The 25,322-nt window shown below is 40.4% G+C and carries 36 protein-coding genes; all 36 read left to right on the forward strand.

The genetic code is table 11. The features are described 5' to 3' along the window. The first annotated feature begins 20 nt into the window (after positions 1-20). The 36 genes from fusA to ACLI1A_RS15495 all read left to right on the forward strand — a co-directional run bounded on the left by fusA (position 21) and on the right by ACLI1A_RS15495 (position 25,249). Positions 21-2,156 (forward strand): elongation factor G, encoded by a 2,136-nt coding sequence (fusA, locus tag ACLI1A_RS15320; RefSeq protein WP_411409558.1) that lies wholly within the window; start codon positions 21-23, stop codon positions 2,154-2,156. Between the two features lie 11 nt (positions 2,157-2,167). Next, positions 2,168-2,473 (forward strand): 30S ribosomal protein S10, encoded by a 306-nt coding sequence (rpsJ, locus tag ACLI1A_RS15325; protein WP_114676975.1) that lies wholly within the window; start codon positions 2,168-2,170, stop codon positions 2,471-2,473. Positions 2,474-2,608: 135 nt separating this feature from the next. Further along, positions 2,609-3,604: a hypothetical protein gene (locus ACLI1A_RS15330; RefSeq protein ID WP_411409559.1), complete on the forward strand. Its 996-nt coding sequence runs from the start codon at positions 2,609-2,611 to the stop codon at positions 3,602-3,604. 294 nt (positions 3,605-3,898) lie between these two features. Then, entirely contained in the window at positions 3,899-4,516 is a 618-nt protein-coding gene (gene rplC / locus ACLI1A_RS15335) for a 50S ribosomal protein L3 (RefSeq protein ID WP_411409560.1), read from the forward strand. Continuing rightward, positions 4,516-5,145, forward strand: coding sequence for a 50S ribosomal protein L4 (rplD, locus tag ACLI1A_RS15340; protein WP_411409561.1), 630 nt, complete (start codon positions 4,516-4,518; stop codon positions 5,143-5,145). Before rplC ends, rplD begins: the two co-directional genes overlap by 1 nt. A gap of 8 nt (positions 5,146-5,153) precedes the next feature. Further along, complete coding sequence (rplW, locus tag ACLI1A_RS15345; protein ID WP_411409562.1) at positions 5,154-5,444, forward strand: 50S ribosomal protein L23; 291 nt, start codon at positions 5,154-5,156, stop codon at positions 5,442-5,444. 6 nt (positions 5,445-5,450) lie between these two features. Further along, positions 5,451-6,275: a 50S ribosomal protein L2 gene (gene rplB / locus ACLI1A_RS15350; protein WP_411409563.1), complete on the forward strand. Its 825-nt coding sequence runs from the start codon at positions 5,451-5,453 to the stop codon at positions 6,273-6,275. Between the two features lie 10 nt (positions 6,276-6,285). Next, complete coding sequence (gene rpsS / locus ACLI1A_RS15355; RefSeq protein ID WP_073583326.1) at positions 6,286-6,564, forward strand: 30S ribosomal protein S19; 279 nt, start codon at positions 6,286-6,288, stop codon at positions 6,562-6,564. A 5-nt stretch (positions 6,565-6,569) separates the two neighbouring features. Next, positions 6,570-6,983, forward strand: a complete 414-nt coding sequence (gene rplV / locus ACLI1A_RS15360; RefSeq protein ID WP_411409564.1) for a 50S ribosomal protein L22 — start codon at positions 6,570-6,572, stop codon at positions 6,981-6,983. A gap of 5 nt (positions 6,984-6,988) precedes the next feature. Further along, a complete protein-coding gene (rpsC, locus tag ACLI1A_RS15365) occupies positions 6,989-7,738 on the forward strand; it encodes a 30S ribosomal protein S3 (RefSeq protein ID WP_411409565.1) in 750 nt (249 codons plus the stop codon). Positions 7,739-7,757: 19 nt separating this feature from the next. Next, the gene (gene rplP, locus ACLI1A_RS15370; RefSeq protein WP_072781252.1) at positions 7,758-8,177 is read left to right on the forward strand and encodes a 50S ribosomal protein L16; all 420 of its coding nucleotides are present in this window, start codon (positions 7,758-7,760) and stop codon (positions 8,175-8,177) included. 12 nt (positions 8,178-8,189) lie between these two features. Further along, positions 8,190-8,381, forward strand: a complete 192-nt coding sequence (gene rpmC, locus ACLI1A_RS15375) for a 50S ribosomal protein L29 (protein ID WP_411409566.1) — start codon at positions 8,190-8,192, stop codon at positions 8,379-8,381. A 16-nt stretch (positions 8,382-8,397) separates the two neighbouring features. Next, complete coding sequence (gene rpsQ, locus ACLI1A_RS15380; protein WP_411409567.1) at positions 8,398-8,655, forward strand: 30S ribosomal protein S17; 258 nt, start codon at positions 8,398-8,400, stop codon at positions 8,653-8,655. 2 nt (positions 8,656-8,657) lie between these two features. After that, positions 8,658-9,026, forward strand: coding sequence for a 50S ribosomal protein L14 (gene rplN, locus ACLI1A_RS15385; RefSeq protein ID WP_116787132.1), 369 nt, complete (start codon positions 8,658-8,660; stop codon positions 9,024-9,026). A gap of 11 nt (positions 9,027-9,037) precedes the next feature. Beyond that, entirely contained in the window at positions 9,038-9,352 is a 315-nt protein-coding gene (gene rplX / locus ACLI1A_RS15390; protein WP_411409568.1) for a 50S ribosomal protein L24, read from the forward strand. Positions 9,353-9,354: 2 nt separating this feature from the next. After that, positions 9,355-9,906 carry a 50S ribosomal protein L5 gene (rplE, locus tag ACLI1A_RS15395; protein WP_411409569.1) on the forward strand — a complete coding sequence of 184 codons (552 nt, stop codon included), beginning with the start codon at positions 9,355-9,357 and terminating at the stop codon, positions 9,904-9,906. 3 nt (positions 9,907-9,909) lie between these two features. Continuing rightward, positions 9,910-10,179, forward strand: coding sequence for a 30S ribosomal protein S14 (gene rpsN / locus ACLI1A_RS15400; RefSeq protein ID WP_322625147.1), 270 nt, complete (start codon positions 9,910-9,912; stop codon positions 10,177-10,179). A 72-nt stretch (positions 10,180-10,251) separates the two neighbouring features. Further along, positions 10,252-10,650 (forward strand): 30S ribosomal protein S8, encoded by a 399-nt coding sequence (rpsH, locus tag ACLI1A_RS15405; protein WP_411409570.1) that lies wholly within the window; start codon positions 10,252-10,254, stop codon positions 10,648-10,650. A gap of 18 nt (positions 10,651-10,668) precedes the next feature. Beyond that, entirely contained in the window at positions 10,669-11,211 is a 543-nt protein-coding gene (gene rplF, locus ACLI1A_RS15410) for a 50S ribosomal protein L6 (protein ID WP_411409571.1), read from the forward strand. A 13-nt stretch (positions 11,212-11,224) separates the two neighbouring features. Next, positions 11,225-11,575: a 50S ribosomal protein L18 gene (gene rplR, locus ACLI1A_RS15415; protein ID WP_411409572.1), complete on the forward strand. Its 351-nt coding sequence runs from the start codon at positions 11,225-11,227 to the stop codon at positions 11,573-11,575. Between the two features lie 8 nt (positions 11,576-11,583). Then, positions 11,584-12,108 carry a 30S ribosomal protein S5 gene (gene rpsE, locus ACLI1A_RS15420; protein WP_411409573.1) on the forward strand — a complete coding sequence of 175 codons (525 nt, stop codon included), beginning with the start codon at positions 11,584-11,586 and terminating at the stop codon, positions 12,106-12,108. Positions 12,109-12,121: 13 nt separating this feature from the next. Beyond that, positions 12,122-12,304 (forward strand): 50S ribosomal protein L30, encoded by a 183-nt coding sequence (rpmD, locus tag ACLI1A_RS15425; RefSeq protein ID WP_411409574.1) that lies wholly within the window; start codon positions 12,122-12,124, stop codon positions 12,302-12,304. 13 nt (positions 12,305-12,317) lie between these two features. After that, complete coding sequence (gene rplO / locus ACLI1A_RS15430; protein ID WP_411409575.1) at positions 12,318-12,770, forward strand: 50S ribosomal protein L15; 453 nt, start codon at positions 12,318-12,320, stop codon at positions 12,768-12,770. Positions 12,771-12,786: 16 nt separating this feature from the next. Beyond that, positions 12,787-14,136 carry a preprotein translocase subunit SecY gene (gene secY, locus ACLI1A_RS15435; protein WP_411409576.1) on the forward strand — a complete coding sequence of 450 codons (1,350 nt, stop codon included), beginning with the start codon at positions 12,787-12,789 and terminating at the stop codon, positions 14,134-14,136. A gap of 8 nt (positions 14,137-14,144) precedes the next feature. Further along, positions 14,145-14,360, forward strand: coding sequence for a translation initiation factor IF-1 (infA, locus tag ACLI1A_RS15440; protein WP_026714631.1), 216 nt, complete (start codon positions 14,145-14,147; stop codon positions 14,358-14,360). Positions 14,361-14,374: 14 nt separating this feature from the next. After that, positions 14,375-14,491, forward strand: a complete 117-nt coding sequence (gene ykgO, locus ACLI1A_RS15445; RefSeq protein ID WP_002987490.1) for a type B 50S ribosomal protein L36 — start codon at positions 14,375-14,377, stop codon at positions 14,489-14,491. Positions 14,492-14,493: 2 nt separating this feature from the next. Further along, positions 14,494-14,868 (forward strand): 30S ribosomal protein S13, encoded by a 375-nt coding sequence (gene rpsM / locus ACLI1A_RS15450; RefSeq protein ID WP_411409577.1) that lies wholly within the window; start codon positions 14,494-14,496, stop codon positions 14,866-14,868. Between the two features lie 11 nt (positions 14,869-14,879). Beyond that, positions 14,880-15,263: a 30S ribosomal protein S11 gene (rpsK, locus tag ACLI1A_RS15455; RefSeq protein WP_411409578.1), complete on the forward strand. Its 384-nt coding sequence runs from the start codon at positions 14,880-14,882 to the stop codon at positions 15,261-15,263. A gap of 90 nt (positions 15,264-15,353) precedes the next feature. Beyond that, complete coding sequence (rpsD, locus tag ACLI1A_RS15460) at positions 15,354-15,959, forward strand: 30S ribosomal protein S4 (protein WP_411409579.1); 606 nt, start codon at positions 15,354-15,356, stop codon at positions 15,957-15,959. Between the two features lie 23 nt (positions 15,960-15,982). Next, the gene (locus tag ACLI1A_RS15465) at positions 15,983-16,975 is read left to right on the forward strand and encodes a DNA-directed RNA polymerase subunit alpha (protein WP_411409580.1); all 993 of its coding nucleotides are present in this window, start codon (positions 15,983-15,985) and stop codon (positions 16,973-16,975) included. 40 nt (positions 16,976-17,015) lie between these two features. Next, positions 17,016-17,510 (forward strand): 50S ribosomal protein L17, encoded by a 495-nt coding sequence (rplQ, locus tag ACLI1A_RS15470; protein WP_411409581.1) that lies wholly within the window; start codon positions 17,016-17,018, stop codon positions 17,508-17,510. A gap of 176 nt (positions 17,511-17,686) precedes the next feature. Beyond that, entirely contained in the window at positions 17,687-18,805 is a 1,119-nt protein-coding gene (carA, locus tag ACLI1A_RS15475; protein WP_411409582.1) for a glutamine-hydrolyzing carbamoyl-phosphate synthase small subunit, read from the forward strand. Between the two features lie 25 nt (positions 18,806-18,830). Then, positions 18,831-20,126, forward strand: a complete 1,296-nt coding sequence (eno, locus tag ACLI1A_RS15480; protein ID WP_411409583.1) for a phosphopyruvate hydratase — start codon at positions 18,831-18,833, stop codon at positions 20,124-20,126. 110 nt (positions 20,127-20,236) lie between these two features. Beyond that, positions 20,237-22,399 (forward strand): T9SS type A sorting domain-containing protein, encoded by a 2,163-nt coding sequence (locus tag ACLI1A_RS15485; protein WP_411409584.1) that lies wholly within the window; start codon positions 20,237-20,239, stop codon positions 22,397-22,399. Between the two features lie 124 nt (positions 22,400-22,523). After that, on the forward strand, positions 22,524-24,491 hold the full coding sequence (locus ACLI1A_RS15490) for a tetratricopeptide repeat protein (RefSeq protein WP_411409585.1): 1,968 nt from the start codon (positions 22,524-22,526) through the stop codon (positions 24,489-24,491). Next, entirely contained in the window at positions 24,488-25,249 is a 762-nt protein-coding gene (locus tag ACLI1A_RS15495; protein WP_411409586.1) for a LytR/AlgR family response regulator transcription factor, read from the forward strand. Before ACLI1A_RS15490 ends, ACLI1A_RS15495 begins: the two co-directional genes overlap by 4 nt. Positions 25,250-25,322 lie beyond the last annotated feature (73 nt).

Below are 25,322 nucleotides of genomic sequence, written 5' to 3' on the forward strand. Positions count from 1 at the left end.
CAGCATAAAGATCATTTAAAATGGCAAGAGACTTAAAATTCACGCGTAATATTGGTATCGCTGCTCACATCGACGCCGGTAAGACTACGACTACAGAACGTATTCTTTTCTATACTGGTAAATCTCACAAAATTGGTGAGGTTCACGATGGTGCTGCTACCATGGACTGGATGGCTCAGGAGCAGGAAAGGGGTATTACCATTACTTCTGCTGCTACAACTTGTACTTGGAACTTTCCTACAGAACAAGGTAAATCACTTCCTGAGACTCAAGGTTACCACTTTAACATCATTGATACCCCGGGTCACGTTGACTTTACCGTAGAGGTAAACCGTTCACTAAGGGTTCTTGATGGTCTTGTATTCCTTTTCAGTGCGGTAGACGGTGTAGAACCACAGTCTGAAACTAACTGGAGGCTTGCAGACAACTACAAAGTGCCTCGTATGGGCTTCGTTAATAAAATGGACCGTCAGGGTTCTAACTTCCTTGCTGTATGTCAGCAGGTGAAAGACATGCTTAAGTCTAACGCTGTGCCATTGGTTCTTCCAATCGGTGAGGAGCAAGACTTCAAAGGTGTGGTAGACCTTATCAGGAACCAGGCTATTGTATGGCATGACGAAACTCAGGGTGCTACTTTTGACATTGTGCCTATCCCGGATGATATGAAAGAGGAAGTACACCAGTACAGGTCTCAGCTTATCGAAGAGGTAGCTGCATATGATGAAAACCTTCTTGAGAAATTCATGGAGGATGAAGACTCTATCACTGAAGACGAAATCAACGAAGCACTAAGGAAAGCTACTATAGATATGGCTATCATTCCTATGCTTTGTGGTTCATCTTTCAAAAATAAAGGTGTACAGTTCATGCTTGATGCTGTATGTAAGTTCCTTCCTTCGCCTCTTGATAAAGAAGCTATCGATGGTACTAACCCAGATACTGGAGAGGCTATCTCTCGTAAGCCATCTGCTGCTGAGCCATTCTCGGCTCTTGCATTTAAAATTGCAACTGACCCTTATGTAGGTCGTCTTGCATTCTTCAGGGCTTACTCTGGTCGTCTTGATGCTGGTTCTTATGTGTACAACACACGTAGCGAAAGCAAAGAGCGTATCTCTCGTATCTACCAGATGCACGCTAACAAACAAAACCCAATCGAGTACATCGAGGCTGGTGATATTGGAGCTGCTGTAGGTTTTAAAGATATCAAAACAGGTGATACACTTTGTGATGAGAAGAACCCTATCATCCTTGAAAGTATGAACTTCCCTGATCCGGTAATCGGTATCGCTGTTGAGCCTAAAACTAAGGCCGACGTAGATAAAATGGGTATGGCTCTTGCAAAACTTGCAGAAGAAGACCCTACGTTTACTGTAAGGACAGACCATGCTTCAGGACAAACTATTATCTCTGGTATGGGTGAGCTTCACCTTGACATCCTTGTAGACCGTCTTAAGCGTGAGTTTAAGGTAGAGGTTAACCAGGGTGAGCCTCAGGTAGAGTACAAAGAAGCTATTACACGTGCTGCTAACCACAGGGAAACATACAAGAAACAATCAGGTGGTCGTGGTAAATTCGGTGATATCGTATTCCGTCTTGAGCCAGCTGACGAAGTTGACGGTAAAGTGCCAATGGGACTTCAGTTCGTTAACGAAGTTAAGGGTGGTAACATCCCAAGGGAATTTATCCCAGCTATCGAGAAAGGTTTCAAAGAAGCTATGAAGCAAGGTCCTCTTGCCGGTTATGAAATGGACAGTATGAAAGTTACACTTATCGACGGTTCATTCCACCCGGTTGACTCGGATGCCCTTTCTTTTGAACTTGCTGCTAAAATGGGTTACAAAGAGGCTGCTAAAGCTGCCGGTGCTGTTATCCTTGAGCCTATCATGAAACTTGAAGTACTTACTCCTGAAGAAAACATGGGTGATATCGTAGGTGACCTTAACCGTCGTCGCGGTCAAATCAACAACATGGATGACAGGGCAGGTTCTAAAGTAGTTAAAGCTAGCGTGCCACTTTCAGAAATGTTTGGTTACGTTACTACGCTAAGGACGCTTTCTTCTGGTCGTGCAACTTCTACAATGGAGTTCTCTCACTATGCAGAAACACCTTCAAACATCGCTGACGATGTAATCAAAAAAGCTAAAGGCAACGCTTAATTTTTAAGAAAATGAGTCAAAAGATCAGAATAAAATTAAAATCATACGATCACAGCCTTGTAGACAAGTCTGCTGAAAAGATCGTTAAAACTGTAAAAAGCACAGGTGCAGTTGTAACTGGCCCTATTCCGCTTCCTACAAACAAAAAGATTTTCACTGTACTACGTTCTCCGCACGTAAACAAAAAATCAAGGGAGCAGTTTGAAGTTAGCTCTTACAAGAGGCTTCTTGATATTTACAGTTCTTCTTCTAAAACTATCGATGCTCTAATGAAACTGGAGCTTCCTAGTGGTGTAGAAGTTGAAATCAAAGTGTGATAATTTCACCTTATATACAAAACCCGGTCTTATGGCCGGGTTTTTTTGTTTTGTGGTTTAAATAAGTGGTTGTGTTGTGTGTGCTGTCATCATAATTTTTTGTAATATAGCCTTCAGTGCATAAAACCAAAACCAATGTTGACTATAAAACCTGTTGTAATATCCCTTTTCCTGTTTCTTGTAAATGTCCCTGCCTTCAGTCAGATGTTTGTTACCGTTGATAAAGATACGTACGAACTTGTAGAGGATGTAAACTATGCACTCTATAATAATAAAAAGGAGGTGTATAAAGGAGTAACGTTATCGGATAAGCCAACCACGATAAAACCTGATGTGGTGTTTGATTCCATAGCGTTTTCCAGGGTGGATTATGAAACCCTCGGCAAGGCAAAAAAGGATATCGATTCTATAACGTTTTTAACCAAAAAGACTTTTTACCTTGATGAGCTTGTTATAGGTTCAGAAGATAAAAAAGAAATACTGCTGGGTGAAAGTAATCGTTTTGTAAAAAGACGTTCGGCGGCAATCAGCAAAGAGCTGATTCAGGGGCTTGTTTTCTTAAACGGTACATCTCAAAACTATGTTTTGGATAAGTTGGCCTTTTATGTAGAAAAGGTTAAGGTGCGTACTGCTTATAAAGTAAACTTTATACAGGTTGACGAAGTTGTGGAAAACGAAGCCTTTTATCGTGTTGAGCCGGGTGAGGTGATTTATGCTACCGATACGCTCTACCTGAACCCGAAGGACAAGAATAAGATAGAGGTGACATTACCAATAGATTTTAACCTGCCTGCAACAAAGAAAATGTTTGTATGGATTCAGCTTATTGGATATTATGATGAAAACGGTAACGAGGTTACGCCTGAAAAGGATGAAATGACAAGGTTGAAATTCCAGATGTCTAACCAAACTAATTACTATGCCAAGATGAGTGACGGTGGGAAAAAGAAAGTTAATGGCGAGCATCCGCTGACCGATTTTTTTATAAATATTAACAGGATGTATAATTACGATTATGCTCACCTGTTTTTTACCACGCCACATAAAAGTTTTCTTGTGGCGCCTGCTATAGTACTGTATGCGCACAAGCTGGAGCCAAAACCGGTAAGGGTAGAGGGCATGCAGAATTAGGTGTTTGTGGTGAGTGTATGGGCTTTGTTTATGCAAAGTGCTTAACTTTGTGGTTCCTGTTGTGAATCTGGTATGATTCTATTTTTATTGTTACAAAAAAGTTAGCGCCATTTTGCTGATAAAATGTCGTTTTTAAATGGCTGCGGCAACCCTTAATTGCTGTAAATGAAATATTTTTCATTTATTTTTTTGTAACTGTTTGATTTTCTCAATTTAATAATTACTTTTGCACCCCTGTTTGGAGTATTCTGTTACTTCAAATTGAAGGGTTTTAATAATTAATAATAATAATCTATGTCTGGGTTAATTGGTAAAAAAATCGGCATGACCAGTATTTTCGATGAAAACGGAAAAAACATTCCGTGCACAGTAATCGAAGCTGGACCATGCGTTGTTACCCAAGTCAGAACCAATGAGGTTGACGGGTATGAAGCTGTTCAACTTGGTTTCGATGACAAAACAGAAAAACACACTGTTAAATCGGAGGCTGGCCACTTTAAAAAAGCGGGTACAGTTGCGAAGAAAAAAGTCGTTGAGTTCCAAGGGTTTGAACAATCGTTTAATTTAGGTGACACTGTTACTGTAGATCTTTTCACTGAAGGTGAATTTGTAGATGTACAAGGTGTTTCTAAAGGTAAAGGTTTCCAGGGTGTTGTAAAACGCCACGGATTTGGTGGTGTTGGCCAGTCTACACACGGTCAGCATAACCGTCTTAGAGCGCCGGGTTCGGTAGGTGCATCATCTTATCCATCAAGGGTATTTAAAGGTATGCGCATGGCCGGAAGGACCGGAGGAGAAAATGTAACAGTACAAAACCTTAGAGTTTTAAAGGTTGTAGCCGACAAAAACCTTATTGTGGTTAAAGGTGCTATACCAGGACACAAAAACTCTTATGTAATCCTTCACAAGTAATGGAAGTAAAAGTTTTAGATATCAACGGAAAAGAAACTGGCAGGACGGTAACCCTTTCTGATTCAGTATTCGCAATTGAGCCAAACAAGCATGCAGTGTACCTGGATGTAAAACAATACCTGGCTAACCAAAGGCAAGGTACGCACAAAGCAAAAGAGCGTAACGAAGTAACTGGTAGTACACGCAAAATTAAAAAGCAAAAAGGTACCGGTACAGCTCGTGCTGGTAGCGTTAAGAACCCATTGTTTAAAGGTGGTGGTACCGTTTTTGGTCCTAGGCCAAGGAGCTACTCTTTTAAACTGAACAAAGGTCTTAAGCGTCTTGCAAGGAAATCGGCTCTTTCTATCAAAGCTCAGGAATCAAATTTAGTGGTAGTTGAAAACTTCGAATTCGAAGCGCCAAGCACTAAAAATTTCATTAACGTTTTGAAAGCTTTAGGGTTAGAGAGCAAAAAATCTTTGTTTGTGTTGGGAGATACAAATAATAATGTATATTTGTCCTCACGCAATTTAAAGGCTTCAAGTGTTGTAACTACCTCAGAATTAAGTACTTACACAATACTTAACGCAGGAAGTGTAGTTCTTTTTGAGGGTTCACTTGCAGGAATTGAAGAAACTTTAAGTAAATAATAGGGAATATGAGTATCATAATTAAGCCTATCATCACTGAAAAGATAACTAAAGACGGTGAAGTTTTTAACCGTTTTGGTTTCATTGTAAACAAAAAAGCTAACAAGATTGAAATTAAGAAAGCTGTAGAGGCTGCTTATAACGTATCTGTTACTGATGTAAACACAATGATTTACAGGGCTGATAGATCGGTTAAATACACTAAGAGTGGTTTAATCTCTGGTAAAACAAGTGCTTACAAAAAAGCAGTTGTACAGGTAAAAGAGGGTGAAACAATAGATTTTTACAACAATATCTAATAGAAAATGTCAGTTAGAAAATTAAAACCTATTACCCCGGGTCAGCGTTTTAGAGTTGTTAATAGCTTTGACACATTAACAACTGATAAGCCGGAGCGTTCATTACTAGCTCCGAAAAAAAACTCAGGCGGTAGAAATAGTCAAGGAAAAATGACCATGCGTTATACAGGCGGTGGTCACAAACAAAGGTATCGTGTTATTGATTTTAAACGTACTAAAGCTGGAGTTCCTGCTACGGTTAAAACAATAGAATACGACCCGAACCGTTCAGCGTTTATTTCCCTATTAACGTATGTGGACGGTGCTAAAACTTATGTAATTGCACAAAACGGACTTCAGGTAGGCCAAACCGTAGTTTCAGGAGAAAATGCTGCTCCGGAAATTGGTAACACTCTTCCTTTAAGTAAAATTCCTCTGGGAACTGTTATATCTTGCATCGAACTACGTCCGGGCCAGGGTGCTGTAATTGCACGTAGTGCAGGTACATTTGCTCAGCTTATGGCAAGGGATGGTAAATATGCTACTATAAAAATGCCGTCAGGTGAAACAAGGCTTATCCTTCTTACCTGCAGCGCTACAATAGGAGCTGTTTCTAACTCGGATCACCAGCTTATCGTTTCTGGTAAGGCAGGTAGAAGCCGTTGGTTAGGCCGTAGGCCAAGAACAAGACCGGTAGCTATGAACCCGGTAGATCACCCGATGGGTGGTGGTGAAGGACGCTCTTCAGGAGGTCACCCACGCTCAAGGAAAGGTCTTCCGTCTAAAGGTTACAGGACTCGTTCTAAAGTTAACCCGTCGAATAAGTATATCGTAGAACGTAGAAAGAAATAATAAGTAAGATATGGCACGTTCATTAAAGAAAGGACCTTTCGTACACTATAAACTAGAAAAGAAAGTTCAGGAAAACATTGCTGGTGGTAATAAAGGTGTGGTTAAGACTTGGTCTCGCGCTTCTATGATTACCCCGGATTTTGTTGGACAGACTATCGCAGTACACAACGGACGTCAATTCGTTCCGGTTTATGTAACAGAAAACATGGTAGGTCATAAATTAGGAGAATTTTCACCAACCCGCTCTTTCAGGGGCCACGCTGGTGCTAAAAATAAAGGTAAAAAATAAGAGCAATGGGAGTTCGTAAAAGAGAAACAGCTGAGGCTAGAAAAGAGGCTAATAAGTCAATTGCTTTTGCAAAACTTAACAACTGCCCTACTTCGCCAAGGAAAATGCGCATCGTTGCTGACCTGGTGAGGGGTAAAAAAGTTGAACTAGCCCTAAACATACTGAAATTCAATGCAAAAGACGCTTCTGGTAAAATAGAAAAGCTACTTCTTAGCGCCATTAACAACTGGCAGCAAAAGAACGCTGATGCTAATCTTGAAGAAGCCGGTCTTTTTGTAAAAGAAATCACGGTAGACGGTGGCGCTATGCTAAAAAGGCTAAGGCCTGCACCGCAGGGTCGTGCCCACAGGATAAGGAAACGCTCAAACCACGTAACTATTGTGCTTGGAGCTACTAACAATAATACACAAAGCAACTAATAAACATGGGACAAAAGACAAATCCAATAGGAAATCGCCTTGGTATCATCAGGGGTTGGGATTCTAACTGGTATGGTGGAAATGATTACGGCGACAAAATTGCCGAGGATCACAAAATCAGGAAATATATCCATGCCCGTTTATCTAAAGCTAGTGTAAGTAAAGTAATCATCGAGAGGACTCTTAAACTTGTAACCGTTACTATCACTACTGCTCGTCCGGGTATCATTATCGGTAAAGGCGGCCAGGAGGTAGACAAGCTAAAAGAAGAACTTAAGAAAATTACTGACAAAGAGGTTCAAATCAACATCTTTGAAATTAAAAGGCCTGAGCTGGATGCTTACCTTGTAGGTACCAGCATTGCTCGCCAGATTGAAAGCCGTATCTCTTACAGGAGGGCTATTAAAATGGCTATTGCTGCCGCTATGCGTATGAACGCAGAAGGTATAAAAGTAATGATCTCTGGTCGTCTTAACGGTGCTGAAATGGCACGTTCAGAAATGTTCAAAGAAGGTCGTATTCCTCTATCAACTTTCCGTGCCGATATTGACTATGCTCTTGCAGAAGCTCACACTGCCTACGGTAGGATGGGTATCAAGGTATGGATCATGAAAGGTGAAGTTTACGGTAAGAGAGATCTTTCTCCGTTAGCAGGTATGGACAAACAAAAGTCTAAATCTGCAGGATCTCAAGACAGACCTCAAGGCGGTAGGCCAAACAGGGATGGTAAACCAAACCAGCGCAAAAGAAAGTAATCCCTTAAACTAAAGAAAAATGTTACAGCCTAAAAGAACGAAATACCGTAAGGTACAGAAAGGTAAAATGAAGGGCGTGTCTCAAAGGGGTCACGAACTTTCAAATGGTATGTTTGGTATAAAATCTTTAGATTATTCTTTCATTACTTCTCGTCAAATCGAGGCTGCACGTATCGCTGCAACCCGTTTCATGAAAAGGGAAGGACAGTTGTGGATTAAAATATTCCCGGATAAACCTATCACTAAGAAGCCTCTAGAGGTACGTATGGGTAAAGGTAAGGGTGCCGTAGAATACTGGGCAGCCGTTGTAAAACCGGGACGTATTATGTTTGAAGTAGGAGGCGTGCCTCTATCTGTAGCTAAAGAGGCACTACGCCTTGCAGCTCAGAAACTACCGGTGAAAACTAAGTTTATCGTTGCCAGAGATTTCGAAGCATAATCCAATTTTATTATGAAACAATCAGAGATAAAGAATCTATCTGCAGCTGAGTTACAGAGTAAACTTGGTGAGCTTAAGAAAACATATGCCGACCTACAATCAGCTCACGCTATCTCTCCGATAGCAAACCCACTTGAACTTAGGTCTGTACGCAGGTCTATAGCAAGGGTGGCTACAGAGCTAACCAAAAAAGAGTTACAATAATTGTATCTGCTGAAAGATGGAAAACAGAAATTTAAGAAAAGAGCGTATAGGTGTAGTTACCAGTAACAAAATGGACAAATCAATCGTGGTTGCCCAGGTTACACGTGTTAAACACCCACTATATGGAAAGTTCGTACTAAAAACTAAGAAGTTTGTAGCACACGACGAAAAGAACGACTGTAACATAGGTGATACAGTAAAGATCATGGAAACACGACCTTTAAGTAAAACAAAATGTTGGAGGTTAGTTGAAATCATTGAAAGAGCGAAGTAATTATGGTACAACAGGAATCTAGACTAAAAGTAGCAGATAACACGGGAGCTAAAGAAGTTTTAACTATCCGTGTTCTAGGAGGAACGAAACGTCGTTATGCCTCTGTTGGAGATAAAATTGTAGTAGCCGTTAAGGACGCAACACCAAACGGAAACGTTAAAAAAGGTGCTGTATCTACTGCAGTAGTTGTTCGTACCAAAAAAGAAGTACGTCGTGCTGACGGTTCATACATCAGGTTTGATGACAACGCATGTGTGTTGTTAAACGCTGCTGGTGAAATGAGGGGTACACGTGTTTTTGGTCCTGTAGCAAGGGAACTTCGTGAAAAACAATTCATGAAAATTGTATCACTGGCACCTGAAGTGCTTTAATTGTTATTAAGATGACGAAGCTAAAAATAAAATCGGGAGACACTGTAACAGTAATTGCCGGCGACCACAAAGGTAGCGAAGGTAAAGTACTGCGTGTACTTCGTGAGAAAAACAAAGCGATCGTAGAAGGCGTTAACCTTGTGTCTAAGCACACTAAGCCAAGCGCTAAAAACCCTCAGGGTGGTATCGTAAAAAAAGAAGCTCCTATCCATATTTCTAACATTGCACTTGTAGATCCTAAAACTAAGGAAGCTACTAAAACAGGTGTTAGGACTGAAGGAGATAAGAAAGTGAGATTTTCAAAAAAATCTAATCAAGTACTATAGTCATGGCTTATATACCAAGATTAAAACAAGAGTATAAGGACCGTGTTGTTGCTGCTCTTAAAGAAGAATTCGGTTATAAGAACGTTATGCAGGTTCCTAAACTTGAAAAAATCGTTCTTAGCCGTGGTGTTGGCGCCGCTGTATCTGATAAAAAACTTATCGACTATGCAGTAGACGAGCTAACAAAAATCACCGGACAAAAAGCGGTTTCTACCATATCTAAGAAAGACGTTGCTACGTTTAAACTAAGAAAAGGTATGCCTATCGGTGCAAAAGTTACGCTACGTGGCGAAAGGATGTATGAATTCCTTGACAGGCTTATTACAGCTTCTCTGCCGCGAGTACGTGATTTTAACGGTATTAAGGCTACTGGTTTTGACGGTAGGGGTAACTATAACCTGGGTATAACTGAGCAAATCATTTTCCCTGAAATTGATATTGATAAAGTTAACAAAATATCAGGTTTAGATATTACCTTTGTAACTTCTGCGCAAACAGACAAAGAAGCAAAGTCACTATTAACAGAACTAGGTTTACCTTTTAAAAAGAATTAAGACATGGCTAAAGAATCAATGAAAGCCCGCGAGGTAAAAAGGGAGAAATTGGTAGAGAAGTATGCTGCAAAAAGGAAGGCTCTTATAGAAGCCGGAGATTATGAAGGCCTACAAAAACTACCTAAAAATGCTTCGCCTGTACGTCTGCACAACCGTTGCAAACTAACAGGAAGACCAAGGGGTTATATGCGCCAGTTCGGTATATCACGTGTTACATTCCGTGAAATGGCTAACAGCGGCCTAATACCGGGTGTTAAAAAGTCTAGCTGGTAATAAAAAAAAGAGTATAATTGGTACCAGGTTCGGCCCGACAGGGCCGAAAACCGTTACCGCAAATAAACAAATATGTATACAGATCCTATCGCTGACTTCCTTACAAGGGTAAGAAATGCTGTAAGGGCAAACCACAAAGTAGTGGAAATCCCTGCATCAAACCTTAAAAAGGAAATCACCAAGATTTTATTTGACCAAGGGTACATCCTTAGCTACAAATTCGATGACAGTAGTGTACAAGGTACCATTAAAATCGCTCTTAAGTACGACAAAGAGACTAAAGAGTCGGTAATTAAAGACATCCAAAGGATAAGTAAGCCAGGTCTACGTAAGTATTCGGGCGCTACTACACTTCCAAGGATTCTTAATGGACTTGGTATTGCTATTGTTTCTACTTCAAAAGGTCTTATGACTGATAAGCAAGCAAGGCAAAACAATGTAGGTGGTGAAGTAATTTGCTACGTTTACTAATCTAAAAGACTTTACACGATGTCAAGAATAGGTAAAAATCCAATCACAATACCAGCTGGTGTAACTGTAGAAGTTACAGAAAGCGTGGTTACCGTAAAAGGAAAAAAAGGCCAGCTTACTCAGGATTACTCAGATGTAACCATAAAAGTAGAAGGAGGTCAGGTAATAGTGGAAAGGTCTTCTGATCATAAAGTTCAAAGGTCTAAACACGGATTGTACAGGGCTCTTATAAACAACATGATTACAGGTGTAAACGAAGGCTTTACAAAAGAGCTTGAGCTTGTAGGTGTTGGTTACAGGGCTTCTAACCAGGGTCAAAAACTGGATATAGCTTTAGGTTTCTCTCACAACATTGTACTTGAGGTTGTACCTGAAGTAGTTGTAGAAACTGTTACAGAAAAAGGTAAAAACCCTATCATCAAACTTTCGTCGTTTGACAAACAACTTCTTGGGCAAGTAGCGGCTAAGATTCGTTCTTTCCGTAAGCCTGAGCCTTACAAAGGAAAAGGTGTTAAGTTTGTTGGTGAGGTTCTAAGGAGAAAAGCAGGTAAATCAGCTTAAAAATTAAAAGATCATGGCATTAAATAAATCTGAAAGAAGACAAAGGATTCAGTACAGGATCAGGAAGATTGTAAGCGGAACTGCATCTCAGCCACGTCTTTCTGTATTCAGGAGCAACAAAGAGATCTACGCACAGATCATTGACGATACAAACGGTGTAACTCTTGTTTCTGCATCTTCTCGTGAGAAAGGTGTTGAAAAAGGAACTAACATTGAAACTGCAGCTGCAGTAGGCAAACTTGTTGCTGAAAGGGCTCTACAGGCCGGTATATCAACTATCTCTTTTGATAGGGGTGGTTACCTGTACCACGGACGTGTTAAATCATTAGCTGAAGGCGCAAGGGAAGCCGGACTTAAATTCTAAGAGAAATTATGTATCATAATTATAAAAACGTAGAACTAGTAAAACCTAGCGGCCTTGAACTTAAAGACCGCCTGGTAGCTGTAAATCGTGTAACTAAAGTTACTAAAGGTGGTAGGGCATTCGGTTTCTCTGCTATCGTAGTAGTAGGAGACGAGCACGGTGTAGTAGGCCATGGCCTTGGTAAGTCTAAAGACGTATCTGAAGCCATTGCTAAAGCTGTAGAAGATGCTAAGAAAAGCCTAGTAAGGATTCCTCTTAGCGGACACAGCGTACCTCATGAGCAAAAAGGTAAATTTGGCGGTGCTCGCGTACTGCTTATGCCAGCTTCTCATGGTACCGGAGTTATTGCCGGTGGTGCTGTACGTGCCGTACTTGAATCAGTAGGTGTACACGACGTATTGTCTAAATCTCAGGGTTCATCTAACCCTCACAATGTTGTTAAAGCTACTTTTGATGCTCTACTACAAATGAGGAGTGCCGTTACTGTTGCAAAACAAAGGGGTATTTCTTTAGAAAAAGTATTCAAAGGTTAATTCAAGGGAAATCATGGGAAAAATAAAAGTAAAACAAATAAAGAGCAAGATCAACTGCCCTCAAACACAAAAACTTACGCTAGAGTCTCTAGGCCTTCGTAAGCTTGGGCAAGTTGTAGAGCACGATGCTACTCCTGCTATCCTTGGAATGGTAAACAAAGTTAAACATTTAGTTTCTGTAGAAGAAGCTAACTAATACTTGAACGACAATGAATTTAAGTAACTTACAACCGGCTGAGGGTTCAGTACATAATCAAAATAAAAGGGTAGGACGTGGTGAAGGTTCTGGCAAAGGCGGCACTGCTGCACGTGGCCACAAAGGTGCTAAATCACGCTCTGGTTACTCTAAAAAGATAGGTTTTGAAGGTGGACAGATGCCACTTCAAAGACGTGTTCCTAAGTACGGTTTTAATAACATCAACCGTAAGGAGTATGCAGGTGTAAACCTTGACACACTTCAAGCTCTTGTAGACAAAGGTGTTGTTACAGATGCTGTAGATTTTACAGTACTTGTAGAAAACCGCCTGGCTACTAAAAATGAAGAGGTAAAAATACTAGGAAGAGGAGAGCTGAAGGCAAAACTAAAAGTTAGTGCCCACAAATTTACTGCTGCCGCTAAAGCTGCTATTGAAGCTGCTGGTGGTGAAGCTGTAAGTTTATAACCCCAATTAAAGCCTTATGAAGAAATTTTTTGAAGCATTTAAAAATGTCTGGAAGATTGAAGAACTAAAGAACCGTATCTTAGTTACTTTGGGATTATTACTTGTATACCGTTTTGGTGCACACGTAACGCTTCCCGGTATTGATGCTGAAAGGCTTGGAAACTTAACTAAGCAGGCTGATAACGGTATCGGTTGGCTTATCGATGTATTCACAGGTGGTGCGTTTTCGCAAGCATCTGTGTTTGCATTGGGTATTATGCCATATATATCTGCATCTATCGTGGTGCAGCTTATGGGTATAGCTATACCATACCTGCAGAAACTGCAGAAAGAGGGGGAAAGCGGCAGGCGTACGCTTAACCAGATTACCCGTTGGCTAACGATACTAATTACGTTTGTACAAGGGCCTGGTTATATCTTCAACCTGCACCGTCAGCTTAACGATACTCCGGGTGCATTCCTAATTCCGTCAGATTCGACAGAGTTCATTGTATCTTCTATCGTACTTCTTGTAACCGGTACCATTTTTGCAATGTGGCTTGGTGAAAGGATTACTGATAAAGGTATAGGAAACGGTATATCGCTTCTTATCCTTGTAGGTATTATTGCAAGGCTGCCTCAGGCATTTGTACAGGAGTTCACCTCTGTGGTAACACAAAACAACGGTGGTCCTCTAAAACTGCTTCTTGAAGTTGTAGTTTGGCTTGGGGTAATTATAGCGTGTATTCTTATGGTTATGGCCGTAAGGAAAATACCGGTACAATATGCAAGGCGCACAGCATCGGGCGATTTTGAGCAGGATATGTTTGGCGGTAACCGCCAGTGGATTCCACTTAAATTAAACGCCAGTGGTGTTATGCCTATCATCTTTGCGCAGGCTATTATGTTCATTCCTGCTGCATTGGCAGGCCTTTCTCAGTCTGATACGGCTCAATCTTTTACAGCTAACTTTCAGAATGTGTTTGGTTTAGCCTATAATTGCGTATTTGCTTTATTAATTATAATTTTTACGTACTTTTACACCGCCATTACGGTGCCTACTAACAAGATGGCAGACGACCTTAAAAGGAGTGGAGGTTTTATACCTGGCGTAAGGCCTGGTGTAGAAACCGGAGACTACCTGGACAGGATTATGTCGCTTGTTACACTACCAGGAGCGTTGTTCCTTGCTTTACTTGCCGTGTTCCCGGCAGTAGTGCATAACTTCGGCGTTCAGCAACAATGGGCATTGTTCTACGGAGGTACTTCACTGCTTATTATGGTAGGGGTTGCAATCGATACCATACAGCAGATAAATACTTACCTGCTGAACAGGCACTATGATGGATTGATGAAGAGTGGTAAAAACAGAAAAGCTGTAGCTTAATAATTTTTATGGCAAAACAATCAGCAATAGAACAAGACGGATCAATTATTGAGGCATTATCAAATGCCATGTTTCGTGTTGAATTAGAAAACGGGCACGTGGTAATTGCTCATATTTCAGGCAAAATGCGTATGCACTACATTAAGTTGCTTCCGGGCGACAAAGTGAAACTGGAAATGAGCCCTTATGATTTGTCTAAAGCAAGAATTACTTATAGATACTAAAGCTAAATACTAAAATGAAAGTAAGAGCATCAGTTAAGAAAAGAAGTGCCGAGTGCATTATAGTGCGCAGGAAAGGCAGATTATACGTTATTAACAAAAAGAATCCTAGATTTAAACAAAGGCAAGGATAATTATGGCAAGAATTGCAGGGGTAGATGTACCTAAAAACAAACGAGGAGTTATTGCTTTAACATACATCTTTGGTATTGGAAAAAGCAGGGCACAAGAAATATTGAGCAAAGCTCAGGTAAGTGAAGATAAGAAAGTAAACGAGTGGAACGATGATGAAATCAGCGCCATCCGTGATGCAGTTTCTTACTTCAAGATAGAAGGTGAACTTCGTTCTGAAATACAGCTTAACATTAAGCGCCTTATGGATATTGGTTGCTACAGGGGAATCCGCCACAGGGCTGGTCTTCCACTACGTGGCCAACGTACCAAGAATAACTCAAGGACAAGAAAAGGTAAGAGGAAAACTGTTGCTAATAAGAAAAAAGCAACTAAATAATAAATAGTAGAATGGCTAAAGCGAATACCAAAAAACGTAAAGTTATAGTAGAATCTACAGGCGAAGCTCATATCAGCGCTACTTTCAATAACATCATCATCTCGCTTACAAACAAGAAAGGTGAAGTTATTTCGTGGTCATCTGCAGGTAAAATGGGTTTCCGTGGTTCTAAAAAGAACACACCATATGCTGCACAAATGGCTGCTGAAGATTGTGGTAAAGTAGCTCTTGAGGCTGGCCTTAAGAAAGTAAAAGTTTACGTTAAGGGTCCAGGTAACGGACGTGAGTCTGCTATCAGGTCTATTCACAACGGAGGCATTGAAGTTACTGAGATCATCGACGTAACTCCGCTACCACACAATGGTTGCCGCCCTCCGAAGAGAAGGAGAGTTTAATTTTATATTAGAGTATAACAAGAACAGGGCAAGGATTATCGTAGGATGGAACCTGAATTCATAATCCCCTGTTCGTTTTAATTTTTAGAAATGGCAAGATATACTGGTCCAAAAACTAAAATCGCCCGTAAATTTGGTGAGGCGATCTTCGGAGACGACAAAGCCTTCGAAAAAAGAAATTACCCTCCGGGACAACATGGTTTAGCCAAGAAAAGGGGTAAGAAATCTGAATATGCTGTTCAGCTAATGGAAAAGCAGAAAGCAAAATACACTTACGGTATCCTTGAGAAACAATTCCGTAACCTGTATGAGCAAGCTGCTGCTACTAAAGGCGTAACCGGTGAAGTACTACTTCAACTTTGCGAAGCAAGGTTAGATAACGTAGTATTCCGTATGGGTATTGCTCCATCTCGTCGTGCTGCACGTCAGATAGTAGGCCACAGGCATATTACAGTAAACGGTGAAGTGGTTAACATCCCTTCTTACCACCTAAAAGCCGGCGATAAAGTTGCTGTACGTGAGAAATCAAAATCACTTGAAACTATCACAAATTCTTTATCTAACTCTGCTCACGTATATGAGTGGATTACCTGGAACAACGATACTCAGGAAGGTACGTTTGTAAACGCTCCTGCCAGGATCCAGATACCGGAAAACATCAAAGAACAACTAATCGTTGAGTTGTATAACAAATAATAATTGACATTTTAGTCGACAATATGGCAATATTTAATTTTCAGAAGCCCGATAAAGTTATCATGATCGATTCAACCGATTTCCAAGGGAAATTTGAATTCCGCCCTTTGGAACCAGGTTATGGATTGACAGTTGGTAACGCACTTAGAAGAGTTTTGCTTTCTTCGTTAGAAGGTTATGCTATTTCATCTGTTCGTATCGAAGGTGTTGAGCATGAGTTTTCTACTATCCCCGGGGTTGTTGAAGATGTTACAGAAATTATCCTTAACCTGAAGCAGGTTCGCTTTAAGCGCCAGATAGAGGATGTAGATAACGAAAGTGTTTCTATATCTTTTACCGGTAAAGACCAGCTTACTGCAGGTGACTTCCAGAAATTTATCTCAGGCTTCCAGGTGCTTAACCCGGAGCTTGTGATCTGCAACATGGACAGCAGCATTAACATAAACATGGAACTTTCTATAGAAAAAGGCCGTGGTTATGTACCGGCTGAGGAGAACAAAAAGCAAAACGCTCCTATTGGTACTATATTTACAGATTCAATCTTTACTCCGGTAAAGAACGTAAAATATACAATAGAAAACTTCCGTGTAGAGCAGAAAACTGACTATGAAAAGCTGGTTTTCGAAATCATCACAGATGGTTCTATACACCCTAAGGATGCGCTTACAGAGGCAGCAAAAACGCTGATACACCACTTTATGCTGTTCTCTGACGAAAGGATAACACTTGAGGCCGATGAAATTGCTCAAACAGAATCTTATGATGAAGAATCACTTCACATGAGGCAGCTTCTTAAGACGAAGCTTGTAGACATGGATCTGTCTGTAAGGGCCTTGAATTGCTTAAAAGCGGCTGAAGTGGATACATTAGGAGACCTGGTATCTTTCAATAAAAATGACTTAATGAAGTTCCGTAACTTCGGTAAAAAGTCGCTTACAGAGCTTGATGAGCTTGTAGCTTCTAAGAACCTTCACTTCGGAATGGATCTAAGCAAATACAAATTAGATAAAGAATAACCTGTACAATCCGTAAGGAACAGGTTTAAATTTACAGACAATGAGACACGGTAAAAAAGTTAATCACCTAAGCAGGCAAGCTGGTCACAGGAAACTGATGCTGGCTAACATGGCTTGCTCACTTATAGAGCACAAGCGTATTAATACGACTGTTGCAAAAGCTAAGGCGCTTAAAGTTTATATTGAGCCTTTAGTAACTAAAGCTAAGGAAGATACTACCCACAACAGGCGTATTGTTTTCTCTTACCTACGTAATAAATATGCCGTTACTGAGCTTTTCCGCGAAGTAGCTGCTAAAGTAGGCGATCGTCCGGGTGGATATACCCGTATCATTAAGCTTGGTAACCGTCTTGGTGACAACGCTGATATGGCAATGATCGAGCTTGTAGACTTCAATGAACTGTACAACGTAACTAAGAAAGAGGCTAAAAAGACAACTCGTCGTAGCCGTACTTCTAAGAAAGCCGATGCTGCCCCTGCAGCCGCAGAAGCTCCTGCTGTTGATACTACAGAAAACACTGAAGCCGCAGAATAATCATGAACAACTGATTTTTCTATATAAAAAGGATAAACTTTATAGTTTGTCCTTTTTTTTTGGCAAGGCTTAACCGTTATAGGCTACGCTTAATGTAAAAGTAATACCATACTTTTATCATCACGAAAATTTATAGTAAATTTGCACGCAACACAACAACATATTACACTACTTAAATGAAATACAAAAGCAGGAATAAAGCGATCCTACTACTGGCAGACGGAACAATTTTTTATGGCAAATCTGTTGGCTTAGAAGGCACTGTATTTGGCGAGGTATGCTTTAATACCGGTATGACAGGCTATCAGGAAATTTTTACAGACCCATCGTACTATGGGCAAATAATGGTAGCTTCTAATGCTCACATAGGTAACTATGGTACTAATGAAGAAGAAGTAGAGGCAGACAGCATTATGATTTCGGGCCTTGTTTGTAAAAACTTTAGCTTTAACCACTCAAGGGTTAATTCTACTGAGAGTTTACAACAGTATTTTGAAAAACATAATCTTGTAGCCATCTCAGATGTAGACACCCGCGCGCTTGTAAGCTACATACGCGATAACGGTGCTCAGAATGCCGCAATTTGTACAGAGCAGGATGTAGATATAGAAGACCTTAAAAAGCGCCTTGCTGCTGTTCCTGATATGAAGGGGCTGGAGCTGAGTAGTAAAGTTTCTACTAAAGAGCCTTATTTTGTAGGTAACCCGGATGCTAAGTACAAAGTTTCGGCACTGGATCTTGGTATAAAGAAAAATATTCTTCGCAATCTTGTAAAAAGAGACTGCTACGTAAAAGTATATCCTTTTGACGCTACATATGCCGACCTGAAAGAGTTTAACCCCGATGGTTTCTTCCTTTCAAACGGTCCCGGCGACCCGGATCCGCTGTTTAGCGCCCAGGAAGTAGCACGTAATATACTTGCAGATAATAAGCCTGTATTTGGCATCTGTTTAGGGCACCAGGTTCTTGCGCTTGCAAATGGTATACCTACTTACAAGATGTTTAACGGTCACAGGGGCATTAATCACCCGGTTAAGAACCTTGTAACCGGTAAAGGCGAAATAACGTCGCAAAACCACGGATTTGCGGTAAACAGGGAGGCGCTGGAGCAGCACCCTGACTTTGAAATTACACACGTACACGTAAACGACGGCACTGTAGCCGGTATGCGTATGAAAAGTAAAAACTGTTTCTCGGTACAGTATCACCCTGAGGCTAGCCCGGGGCCACACGATGCCAGCTACCTGTTTGACCAGTTTATAGAAAACATAGAAAAAGGTAAACACAATAATTAAACTTTTAAAACAACCGAAAGCAATTATGAGTATTATTATCAAAGTACACGCCAGGCAAATACTGGATTCTCGTGGAAACCCAACGGTAGAAGTAGATGTAATTACAGAAAACGGTGTTCTTGGCAGGGCTGCAGTGCCTTCAGGAGCTTCAACCGGTGAGCACGAGGCCGTAGAGCTTCGCGACGGTGGTAAAGATTACATGGGCAAAGGCGTTCTTAAGGCTGTAGAAAATGTAAACACTACTATTGCTGCTGCTGTTGTAGGTATGTCTGTATTTGAGCAAAATGCTATAGATAAAACAATGATAGAGCTTGATGGTACAGCTAACAAGTCTAACCTGGGTGCTAACGCTATCCTTGGTGTGTCTCTTGCTGTAGCTAAAGCTGCTGCTAATGAGCTTGGCCTTCCACTTTACCGTTATGTAGGCGGTGTATCTGGTAATACGCTTCCTGTACCAATGATGAACATTGTAAACGGTGGTTCGCATTCAGATGCGCCTATCGCGTTCCAGGAGTTCATGATTTTCCCTGTAAAGGCAGAAAGCTTCACTCACGCTATGAAAATAGGTACTGAAGTATTCCACAACCTTAAAAAAGTACTTCACGACCGTGGTCTTAGCACTGCTGTAGGTGACGAAGGTGGTTTTGCACCAAACTTTGAAGGTGGTACAGAAGATGCCCTTGATACTATTAAACTTGCAGTAGAAAAAGCAGGTTACACATTTGGCGGCGATGTTAAAATCGCTCTTGACTGTGCTGCTTCTGAGTTCTATGTAGACGGTAAATACGACTACTCTAAATTTGAAGGCCCAACCGGAAAAATCCGTACTTCAGAAGAGCAGGCAGAATACCTTGCTGAGCTTGCTGCTAAATACCCTATCATCTCTATTGAAGATGGTATGTATGAAGATGACTGGGCTGGCTGGAAACTGCTTACTGAGAAAATTGGTGATAAAGTACAGCTTGTAGGCGACGATTTATTTGTTACTAACGTAGAGCGTCTTTCAAGGGGTATTGACCAAGGTATAGCTAACTCTATCCTTATTAAAGTAAACCAGATAGGTACACTTACTGAGACTATTGCTGCTGTAAACATGGCGCACAATGCCGGTTATACATCTGTAATGTCGCACCGTTCGGGTGAAACTGAAGACAACACTATTGCCGACCTTGCTGTAGCCCTTAACTGTGGCCAGATTAAGACCGGTTCTGCTTCACGTTCAGACCGTATGGCTAAGTACAACCAACTTCTTCGTATAGAAGAAGAACTTGGTGAAGTAGCTTACTTCCCTGGTGAAAAAGCTTTTAAAGTAAAAGCTTAATCATTAAGGTTCTATGATATTTAGCCCCGCCATTGGCGGGGCTTTTTTTGTGCACGGCATATAGGGTATTTTGTGTTTAAATTGTTCTAAAGGAAAACCACCGTACAATTATGAAACAAAAATTACTTTTAGCACTATTGCTTGTTACTGCAATTGCTTCTGCACAGATTGTGAATATCCCTGATGCTAATTTTAAAAATTTCCTGCTTGGGGCTACAGCTACTAACCAACGGGCAAGGGATATAAGTGGCAACAGTATGGTTGTAGATGCCAATGCCGACGGGGAAATCCAGGAGGCTGAAGCACAGCTGGTATACCGGCTGAATATAGCGAATAATATAGGGCTTAGTAACCTGGCAGGTATACAGTCATTTACTAACCTTACCGAATTTATCTGTAAAAGCAATAACAACCTTACAGCATTAAATGTGTCGGGTATGGTTAACCTGGCTAATATGAACCTGTATAACAATTCGCTTACCTCGCTTAACCTTAGCGGATGTACGGGGCTTACATTCCTTAATTGCGGAATGAATGAATTGACCGGCTTAGACCTTACAGGGCTTACAAGCCTGAATGAATTGCATTGCAGTAGTAATCTGCTTACGGAAATAGATTTGTCTCCTGTTAACCTGTCAGAAATTACTGCGGGAAATAATTTATTTACCACTCTTGATTTTTCTGCACAAACAGAATTAGAGTATTTTAATGTATTTGGGTGTACTTATTTAAGTTCAATATATTTAAAAAACAATCATATAGATTATTTTGATTTGGAGACTTTTGGTGCATGCACAAGCCTGAATTATATATGCCTTGATGAAGGGGAGTACGATTTGGCTTATAATGCTATAGTTGCAATGTCAGAATTCAGCACTGAGGTAAGTGTCGAAAACATTGAATTTTCAACCATCTGTTCAGTAAACGGTGAAGAAAACAATAACATAACCGGCACTGTGCATTTTGACTTTGAAAGTGATGGATGCGAGAGTACAGATCCTGCGTCGCCACTTGTAAAGGTTACATCGATACACGATGGTACCACATCGTCGATATGGACATCGCCGTCAGGTTATTATAATTTTGTTGCTGAAACGGGTGATTATGAACTGTCACTTGACTTGCTTGGGTTAGAATATTTTGCTGCAGATGCCACTGTAGCGCCAACCATAAGTTTCAGTGAATTAAACGGTACAGTGGTAAACCAGGATTTTTGTATAGTGCCTGTGGGGGTGCATAATGACCTTGAGGTAACTGTTGGGGCTTTTAGCGCTGTTGTTGCAGGTAATGACAGGAATTATTGGCTGATCTATAAAAATAACGGTAACCAAACCCTTAATGGTACTGTTTCGTTTACCTATGATGATGGTGCGCTTGATTATGTCACTGCAACAGTACCTTACACAAGTTTTGCTACGGGTTTGCTTGTGTGGGATTTTTCAGATTTACAGCCTTTTGAAACCCGTACTATAGTGCTAACCCTGCATGCTAATACGGCAACCAGTACTCCGCCGGTTTTGCTTGGCGATATTCTTGAGTTTTCGTTTACAGGAAGTATAAGCCAGGAAGATGAAACCCCGGAGAATAATCAGGTTGACTTCAGCCAGGAAGTAATGGCATCCTTAGACCCTAACAATATCGTTTGCCTTGAAGGCGATTCTGAACCGGTAACTAAAATAGGGGAGTACCTGCACTATACCATAAATTTTGAAAATATAGGTACTGCGGCTGCAAATTTTGTAATTGTTACCAGTGCTATAGATACAGCCAAATATGATGTAAGTTCAATAGAAATATTAGGCAGCACCCACAATGTGACACCTTCATTAGAAAACAACATCCTTGAGTTCAGGTTTAATGATATAGACCTGTCGCCACAGGGACAGGGTAGCGTTACCTACAAGATAAAATCGCTGGAAACCCTTACCGAAGGCGATTCGGTAATGAGCCAGGCCAGTATTGTATTTGACTATAACGAACCATTAGCTACTAACGAAGCGGTAACGGTATATGAAAATACCGCTGCAACTGATGAATTTGAGTTAAATGATATACAGATTTACCCTAACCCTACGAGAGATTTGGTTACCCTTGAGGCTTCATCAGGCATTACGGAAATATGCGTGTATGACATAACAGGTAGGCTGGTGCAAAAAGTGCGACCTACAAGCAGCAGTGCAGTTATAAACATAGCAGCGCAGCCTGCGGGCGTATACATAGTAAAAATTACTACTGATAATGGCAGCATAGCCCGAAGGCTTATTAAACAATGAGAATAATACTCCAGTAATGGGTACTTTTTCTATGCAAATTCTAATCCGTTTCTATCGAATTCTAAATAGTGTATATATTCTAAAATGTATGTAGTACTTTTGTTTTTAGAATAAGTCCTTGTTTATGAAGTTTTTGAAAATAGTTTTTTTTCTCCTGTTTTTTTCAGGCTTAAGCGCTTATGCTCAAAATGCTGCGCTGGATAAGCTTTTTGCGGAGTTAAAGCAGGTAAAAAACGATACAACAAGGGTTAGCTACCTTAACAACATTGCAGGCGAATATCTGGAAATTTCTATAGATAAGGGCCGGGAATATGCGCTAAAGGCTCATATGCTGGCCAAAAGATATAAAATGCCTGTACAGGAATCCCTGGCATTAATAAACCTTGGTAATGCAGCTGTAATGCAAAGTAGCTATCCGGAGGCACTTAAATATTTTAACGATTCCAGGATTATTTCAGAAAAACAATACAAGAACAAACCGGGTAAAGAAGTTACAGAAGCTTTAGGTATGGCTTACGGAAGCATTGGGCTTGTATGTAATGAGCAAAACGACTATCCTAAGGCGCTTGAGTTTTTCTTTAAGGCATTAAAGCTTTATAAGGCCTCGCAGCAAAACGATGTTCTGGCCAGAGTGTATAACGGTATAGGAGTGGTGTATGTATCACTTAAAGAATACGATAAGGCGCTTTTGTATTATCAGAAATCCCTTGAATATCTTAATAATGATGAAAAAACGCCAAGGGGAATGGCGTATACAAATATAGGTCTTGCCTATCTTCGTCTTGATAATATGGAGAAATCATATGAGTCATTTATGAAAGCAAAGGCGTTATTAAATGATAGTAATGACTTTAGGGCACTGGGAGAACTTTATAATGATTTTGGTAATTATTACAGGAAATTAGAGCAGTATGATAAAGCAGAGTTATATTATAAAGATGCTCTTAAGTGCTTCGGTAATGAGGGGTATTTATTCGGTTCTGTTGCTTCCTACGAATATTTAGGGAATCTTGCAGATAAAAAAGGTAAGATAGCTGAAGCATTGAATTGTTATCAGAAATCTGCTAAGGGAGCGGCTGAAATAGGGGCTTTGGCTCAGGTAGAAGTATCAGAAAAAGCTATAAGCGAATTATATGAAAAGCAGGGAGATGTTAAAAATGCTTTTGAGCATTATAAGAAATATGTTGCTGCACATGATAGCCTTGTAAACAGTAACAATCTTAAAGCGCTTGTGCGTGAGGAAATGAATTTTGAGTTTGAAAGGAAAGAAGCTGAAAGAAAACTCGAAATAGAAAAGAAGCAGGTACTGTATAAAGAGCAGGTAAAAAGGCATCGGATGCAAATAATTTTTACCGCATTGTTTGTTGTGTTTGTATTTGGTATCGGTTTCCTTATATACAACCGCAGACAAATTAAAAAAACACTTACATTACAGCGTGATTTGGCAGGATATGAGCAAAAAGCACTTCATTTACAGATGAATCCTCATTTTGTGTTTAATTGCCTTGGTGCTATATCGGGCTTTATTGTACAAAACGGAACCGATTCGGCTATAAAATACCTCAGTAAGTTTAGTAAGCTTATGCGCCTTACGCTGGAATACAGTAAAGAGTCGTTGATTCCTATTGATAAAGAAATAGAAAGCCTGCAAAATTACCTGGAACTGGAGCAGCTTCGTTTTAACCATGTTTTCGATTTTAAAATAGAAAAAGATCCGTCTATAGAAGATGATACTGCTATGCCACCCTTGTTAGTACAGCCTTTTGTGGAGAATGCCATAATGCATGGTATTGTCCCTAAAAAAGAAAAAGGACTTATTACAGTAAATTTTGCTGTGGTTAATGACAATTTGATTTGTACCATTACTGATGATGGTATAGGGATAGCTAAGAGCAAGAGCCTTAAGGAAAACTCGGTGTCTATTCATAAATCTATGGCGCTCGAAATTACCCGTAAACGACTGGAAGTCATAGAAGCGTATACTTCACGCAAAGCGTTTTTAACCATAGAATCCCTTAACCCCGGTAATGATAACGAGGGTACAAAAATTACTTTATCTTTACCTGTACAATATTTATCTGACAACAAATGATATCTGCACTGCTCATAGACGATGATAATAACCTTCGGAATGCCATGAAAGGGCTATTGGCTATGTATGCCCCGGAAATTTTTATTGCCGGAGAGGCAGACAGTGTAAAAAACGGTATTGCGGCTATAGACAAGTACAAACCCGATGTTATATTTATGGATATACAACTGGGCGATGGTACCGGTTTTGACATTTTAGAGCAGTATGCTTTAAAACACGGAAAACTGGTTAGTAATGTGGTTTTTATTACCGCGCACGAGCAGTATGCTGTAAAAGCCTTCAGGTTTAGTGCGCTTGATTATTTGCTGAAGCCGGTAGACCCGGATGAGTTGCAAAAAGTAGTAGGCAAGATTAAAGGAGCATTAGATGCTAACAGTAATTTCGCTCATATCGACCTGCTTTTAGAGAATATCAGAAAAAAGGTAGATAAGTTTAAACGCATTGCACTGAGCACGTCAGACGGTATACACCTTTTTGAAGTAGGCGATATTATAAGGCTCGAAAGCCAGGACAATTATACTAAGTTCTATATTAAGAACAGCAAGCCTGTGTTAATAGCCAAAACGCTTAAAGAATATGAAGACCTGCTTAGTGAGCAGGGGTTTGAGCGGATTCATCAAAGCCACCTCATTAACCTTGCGTATTTAAAATCGTATATAAAAAAGGATGGAGGCTATGCGGTGATGATAGACAACAGCCACTTACCCATAAGCCAAAGGAAAAAAGAACGTTTACAGGAACTGTTGAAGTCTTTATAACGAATTCTAAACAATATGCTGTAAATTCTCAGTTGCTCTATTAAAATTGCTAAAGATTTATATTTTTGTGGTG

This window comes from Flavobacterium sp. RHBU_3 (assembly GCF_046613565.1).
Classification (GTDB): domain Bacteria; phylum Bacteroidota; class Bacteroidia; order Flavobacteriales; family Flavobacteriaceae; genus Flavobacterium.

What these genes read in the sequence shown, in the direction of transcription:
- ACLI1A_RS15495 (WP_411409586.1), top strand. Translation starts at nt 24,488, where the DNA reads ATGATATCTGCACTGCTCATAGACGATGATAATAACCTTCGGAATGCC.
- rpsK (WP_411409578.1), top strand. Translation starts at nt 14,880, where the DNA reads ATGGCTAAAGCGAATACCAAAAAACGTAAAGTTATAGTAGAATCTACA.
- eno (WP_411409583.1), top strand. Translation starts at nt 18,831, where the DNA reads ATGAGTATTATTATCAAAGTACACGCCAGGCAAATACTGGATTCTCGT.
- rpmC (WP_411409566.1), top strand. Translation starts at nt 8,190, where the DNA reads ATGAAACAATCAGAGATAAAGAATCTATCTGCAGCTGAGTTACAGAGT.
- rplX (WP_411409568.1), top strand. Translation starts at nt 9,038, where the DNA reads ATGACGAAGCTAAAAATAAAATCGGGAGACACTGTAACAGTAATTGCC.
- rplE (WP_411409569.1), top strand. Translation starts at nt 9,355, where the DNA reads ATGGCTTATATACCAAGATTAAAACAAGAGTATAAGGACCGTGTTGTT.
- ACLI1A_RS15485 (WP_411409584.1), top strand. Translation starts at nt 20,237, where the DNA reads ATGAAACAAAAATTACTTTTAGCACTATTGCTTGTTACTGCAATTGCT.
- rpsQ (WP_411409567.1), top strand. Translation starts at nt 8,398, where the DNA reads ATGGAAAACAGAAATTTAAGAAAAGAGCGTATAGGTGTAGTTACCAGT.
- ACLI1A_RS15465 (WP_411409580.1), top strand. Translation starts at nt 15,983, where the DNA reads ATGGCAATATTTAATTTTCAGAAGCCCGATAAAGTTATCATGATCGAT.
- secY (WP_411409576.1), top strand. Translation starts at nt 12,787, where the DNA reads ATGAAGAAATTTTTTGAAGCATTTAAAAATGTCTGGAAGATTGAAGAA.
- carA (WP_411409582.1), top strand. Translation starts at nt 17,687, where the DNA reads ATGAAATACAAAAGCAGGAATAAAGCGATCCTACTACTGGCAGACGGA.
- ykgO (WP_002987490.1), top strand. Translation starts at nt 14,375, where the DNA reads ATGAAAGTAAGAGCATCAGTTAAGAAAAGAAGTGCCGAGTGCATTATA.
- rplW (WP_411409562.1), top strand. Translation starts at nt 5,154, where the DNA reads ATGAGTATCATAATTAAGCCTATCATCACTGAAAAGATAACTAAAGAC.
- rplR (WP_411409572.1), top strand. Translation starts at nt 11,225, where the DNA reads ATGGCATTAAATAAATCTGAAAGAAGACAAAGGATTCAGTACAGGATC.
- ACLI1A_RS15330 (WP_411409559.1), top strand. Translation starts at nt 2,609, where the DNA reads ATGTTGACTATAAAACCTGTTGTAATATCCCTTTTCCTGTTTCTTGTA.
- rpsM (WP_411409577.1), top strand. Translation starts at nt 14,494, where the DNA reads ATGGCAAGAATTGCAGGGGTAGATGTACCTAAAAACAAACGAGGAGTT.
- rplD (WP_411409561.1), top strand. Translation starts at nt 4,516, where the DNA reads ATGGAAGTAAAAGTTTTAGATATCAACGGAAAAGAAACTGGCAGGACG.
- rplO (WP_411409575.1), top strand. Translation starts at nt 12,318, where the DNA reads ATGAATTTAAGTAACTTACAACCGGCTGAGGGTTCAGTACATAATCAA.
- rpsE (WP_411409573.1), top strand. Translation starts at nt 11,584, where the DNA reads ATGTATCATAATTATAAAAACGTAGAACTAGTAAAACCTAGCGGCCTT.
- rpsS (WP_073583326.1), top strand. Translation starts at nt 6,286, where the DNA reads ATGGCACGTTCATTAAAGAAAGGACCTTTCGTACACTATAAACTAGAA.
- rpsJ (WP_114676975.1), top strand. Translation starts at nt 2,168, where the DNA reads ATGAGTCAAAAGATCAGAATAAAATTAAAATCATACGATCACAGCCTT.
- rplB (WP_411409563.1), top strand. Translation starts at nt 5,451, where the DNA reads ATGTCAGTTAGAAAATTAAAACCTATTACCCCGGGTCAGCGTTTTAGA.
- ACLI1A_RS15490 (WP_411409585.1), top strand. Translation starts at nt 22,524, where the DNA reads ATGAAGTTTTTGAAAATAGTTTTTTTTCTCCTGTTTTTTTCAGGCTTA.
- rpsD (WP_411409579.1), top strand. Translation starts at nt 15,354, where the DNA reads ATGGCAAGATATACTGGTCCAAAAACTAAAATCGCCCGTAAATTTGGT.
- infA (WP_026714631.1), top strand. Translation starts at nt 14,145, where the DNA reads ATGGCAAAACAATCAGCAATAGAACAAGACGGATCAATTATTGAGGCA.
- rpsC (WP_411409565.1), top strand. Translation starts at nt 6,989, where the DNA reads ATGGGACAAAAGACAAATCCAATAGGAAATCGCCTTGGTATCATCAGG.
- rpsH (WP_411409570.1), top strand. Translation starts at nt 10,252, where the DNA reads ATGTATACAGATCCTATCGCTGACTTCCTTACAAGGGTAAGAAATGCT.
- rplC (WP_411409560.1), top strand. Translation starts at nt 3,899, where the DNA reads ATGTCTGGGTTAATTGGTAAAAAAATCGGCATGACCAGTATTTTCGAT.
- rplF (WP_411409571.1), top strand. Translation starts at nt 10,669, where the DNA reads ATGTCAAGAATAGGTAAAAATCCAATCACAATACCAGCTGGTGTAACT.
- rplP (WP_072781252.1), top strand. Translation starts at nt 7,758, where the DNA reads ATGTTACAGCCTAAAAGAACGAAATACCGTAAGGTACAGAAAGGTAAA.
- rpsN (WP_322625147.1), top strand. Translation starts at nt 9,910, where the DNA reads ATGGCTAAAGAATCAATGAAAGCCCGCGAGGTAAAAAGGGAGAAATTG.
- rplN (WP_116787132.1), top strand. Translation starts at nt 8,658, where the DNA reads ATGGTACAACAGGAATCTAGACTAAAAGTAGCAGATAACACGGGAGCT.
- fusA (WP_411409558.1), top strand. Translation starts at nt 21, where the DNA reads ATGGCAAGAGACTTAAAATTCACGCGTAATATTGGTATCGCTGCTCAC.
- rplV (WP_411409564.1), top strand. Translation starts at nt 6,570, where the DNA reads ATGGGAGTTCGTAAAAGAGAAACAGCTGAGGCTAGAAAAGAGGCTAAT.
- rpmD (WP_411409574.1), top strand. Translation starts at nt 12,122, where the DNA reads ATGGGAAAAATAAAAGTAAAACAAATAAAGAGCAAGATCAACTGCCCT.
- rplQ (WP_411409581.1), top strand. Translation starts at nt 17,016, where the DNA reads ATGAGACACGGTAAAAAAGTTAATCACCTAAGCAGGCAAGCTGGTCAC.